We start from the raw sequence: 2,950 nt of genomic DNA on the forward strand, positions 1-2,950 counted from the left end.
AACCTGGACCACCGTGAAGAAAAAGAACTGGATTATTTTTCGGATCACCAAAAGTTCTGCAATATAATTCTTGTGCAAAACTAGCTTGAATTGAAAATAATAAACTGAGTAGTAAAACTATTTTTTTCATAATAAATATTTTAATTTTGTCTTTTGATACAAGAATTTTAAAAATGTTACAAAAATTAAATTTCATCTTCAAACTGCTTATTAATGTTTTCTAAATCAGCAATAATTTCATTTAACTTTTCTTGCTGTTTCTTAATTATTCGAGGTCTAAGAATAAACCAATTAATCGCAATCCATAAAGTGGTTATTCCATAAGTGATTAGCATTCCAATAGTAGACATTCTCATCGCATATTCTATCATGTATAAAAATATTCCGATACTTAATAATATAAAATAGAGTGACATTATAGTTGTCTGAGAAAAGACTAATTTTTTCTGAAACTCAAGTAATTCATGTAAATAATCGGAACTACTAGAAAGATTATTTGTATTTTTTGAAAACAGTTTTGTTGAAACAATTATTTGCATAACTATGGCAATAAGAACTAATAAAGTTCCAATTTTTGTGATTATCATTTTTGGTTGATAATAGAGTACTAGGCCACTTATGAATAGAGCAGTTGCGCCAAGTAATACATTCAACAAGATGTTTTTTGTTCTATTTTTTTGTTGAAATTTCTTTGCTTTTAATATAAATTCATTTGCATTTATATCAGGATTTATGGTTTGGCTTTGCCAAATATCTTTTAGATTAATCTCGCTCATAGCTTTTAAATTTTTCAGTTAATTTTTCTTTTATTCTATGAATTTTCACTCTCACATTGGCTTCAGAAATTCCTACAATTGATGCAATTTCTGCTTGTTTTATATCTTCTAGTTCTAACGAGATTATGATTCTGTCGAGTTCTTTTAATTCATTGATCGATTTGTATAGAAAAGCAATTTTAGTATCTATTGGAATTACTTCAGCTTCAGTTAGATTATCATAGACTTCATTTTTAGGAAATCGTTTCTGTTTTTCTATTTGCCTTAGGCAGTTATTTACTGCAATTCTATAAATCCAAGTACTTATAGAGGATTCATTTCTAAAGTTTTGCAACTGTTTATAAACTATAATAAATGTGTCTTGTGTTATGTCTTTTGCCCAATCATCCTCGTTTACATATCCACGACAAACGCGATATATTTTTTGCCAATAATTTTTATATATTTCTTCAAATTCCATTCAATGGTTTGTTTATATGTTTTCCTTTTGATACAAGATACTTAAAAATGTTACAAAAAAAAGCTTCTTGAAATTTCAAGAAGCTTTTTTCTACTATAATGTCGTTTGCGTGAGTGATAGAAGTGGTAGCCCACAGCCTGACGAAGGAAGGGCGAGGACTACGAGCGAATAGCACGACCCGATTTTTTATGAGGGTCACGCCCACATGCCTCTGAAAGTGCTAACTGGCGAAGCAAATATTAATTCCCAGATTTATCTACTTTTGGTCTTTCGGCTGCATTAGCTAGTTCCCAAGCGATGGCAAAGGCTAGTTGGGTTCTTTTTGCTAGAGCATCAAATTCGATTTTGCTTACTTCGTCTGTGGCTTTATGGTAATCTTCATGAACACCATTAAAAAGGAATACTGACGGTATATTGTGTTTTGCAAAATTGTAATGATCTGAACGATAATAGAAACGATTTGGGTCGCTACGATCGTTAAATTTATAGTCTATGTAAATATTTGTATATTTTTTATTGGCTGCTTCGCAAGTAGTATATAAATCTGTCGATAAATAATCTGAACCAATAAGATACACGTAGTTATTTGAATCTGGGTGAAACTCATCACGGCGTCCAATCATGTCTATATTTATATCGGTAATGGTTTTTGATAGAGGAAACAAAGGATAATCTGTATAATAACGGGAGCCATGCAAACCATGTTCTTCGCCCGTAACATGAAGAAAAAGTATTGATCGTTTAGGACCATGACCTTCATTTTTTGCTTGTTGAAAAGCTTGTGCCATTTCTAACAAAGCAACTGTTCCTGAACCATCATCATCGGCACCATTATATATTTCGCCATTTTCTATGCCTATATGGTCGTAATGTGCAGAAATGACAAGAATTTCGTTCGGCTTTTCAGAACCTTCTATATAGGCCCAAATATTTTCAGAATCGGGTATGTTTCCGCCATTTCCTTTATTCATGTAGTAAGCAGGAACTTTTTGATAAAAATTCATTGCTCCATTTGGGAAAGAAATCCCATTTTTTGTATATGTTTCTATCAAATAATTTCCTGCTTTTTTTTGTCCTTTTGTTCCTGTATCTCTTCCTTCCATTTCGTCGGAAGCAATTATATAAAGGTGTGTCTTTAGGTCATCAATAGTTATAGAATTAATATATTTTGTTGCATCTACAGGTGTTTTTGATGTTAGAGATTTGCTACTTGAACAACTTGTAACAGTTATTGAAGCTAAAGCTAATATTAGTAGGTATTTATTGTTCATTTAATTTAGTGTATATTAATAAAAGTGTAAAAAGCAAAAAGAGCTAATATAATGCCGATTATAAATATATTAATAAAAAATATAAATCCTGTTTTTAATGATGAAATAATTTTAGATTCTTCATAAAAACGTTTATGTGCTGGAAAAAAGTAATAAATCATCCAGCAAACAATGACAAAATTGAATGTTTGTAAAATAAAGTTTATAACAGTAATGTCTCTAACTAACTGAATTATTTTTCCTAATAAAAATTGAATTAAAAAAAGTAGTAGTAAAAAAGAAAAATAATGCAATGTAAAAATGCCGTGATCAAAATAATACCATCTTTTTTTGCTGTGAAAAAGCCAAAGGATAAAGGCAAAAATGGGCATATATATAAAAAGAACTTTTGGGAAGTTAGAAATAAACGATTTAGTAAATTTATCAGTAATTTCGTTTGTGTT

Annotated in this window: 3 protein-coding genes; all 3 read right to left on the reverse strand. The window is 30.0% G+C overall.

Annotated features, from left to right (window positions below; all coding sequences use genetic code 11):
• Positions 1 to 185 precede the first annotated feature (185 nt).
• Positions 186 to 776, reverse strand: a complete 591-nt coding sequence (locus ACHZC3_RS10525; RefSeq protein WP_394759819.1) for a hypothetical protein — start codon at positions 774 to 776, stop codon at positions 186 to 188.
• The gene (locus tag ACHZC3_RS10530) at positions 763 to 1,236 is read right to left on the reverse strand and encodes an RNA polymerase sigma factor (RefSeq protein ID WP_394759820.1); all 474 of its coding nucleotides are present in this window, start codon (positions 1,234 to 1,236) and stop codon (positions 763 to 765) included. The genes ACHZC3_RS10525 and ACHZC3_RS10530 overlap by 14 nt, the downstream gene beginning before the upstream one ends.
• A 239-nt stretch (positions 1,237 to 1,475) precedes the next feature.
• Positions 1,476 to 2,507 carry a M28 family peptidase gene (locus ACHZC3_RS10535; protein WP_394759821.1) on the reverse strand — a complete coding sequence of 344 codons (1,032 nt, stop codon included), beginning with the start codon at positions 2,505 to 2,507 and terminating at the stop codon, positions 1,476 to 1,478.
• Positions 2,508 to 2,950: the final 443 nt, after the last annotated feature.

The sequence above is a fragment of the Flavobacterium sp. genome, from assembly GCF_043720215.1.
Lineage (GTDB): Bacteria > Bacteroidota > Bacteroidia > Flavobacteriales > Flavobacteriaceae > Flavobacterium.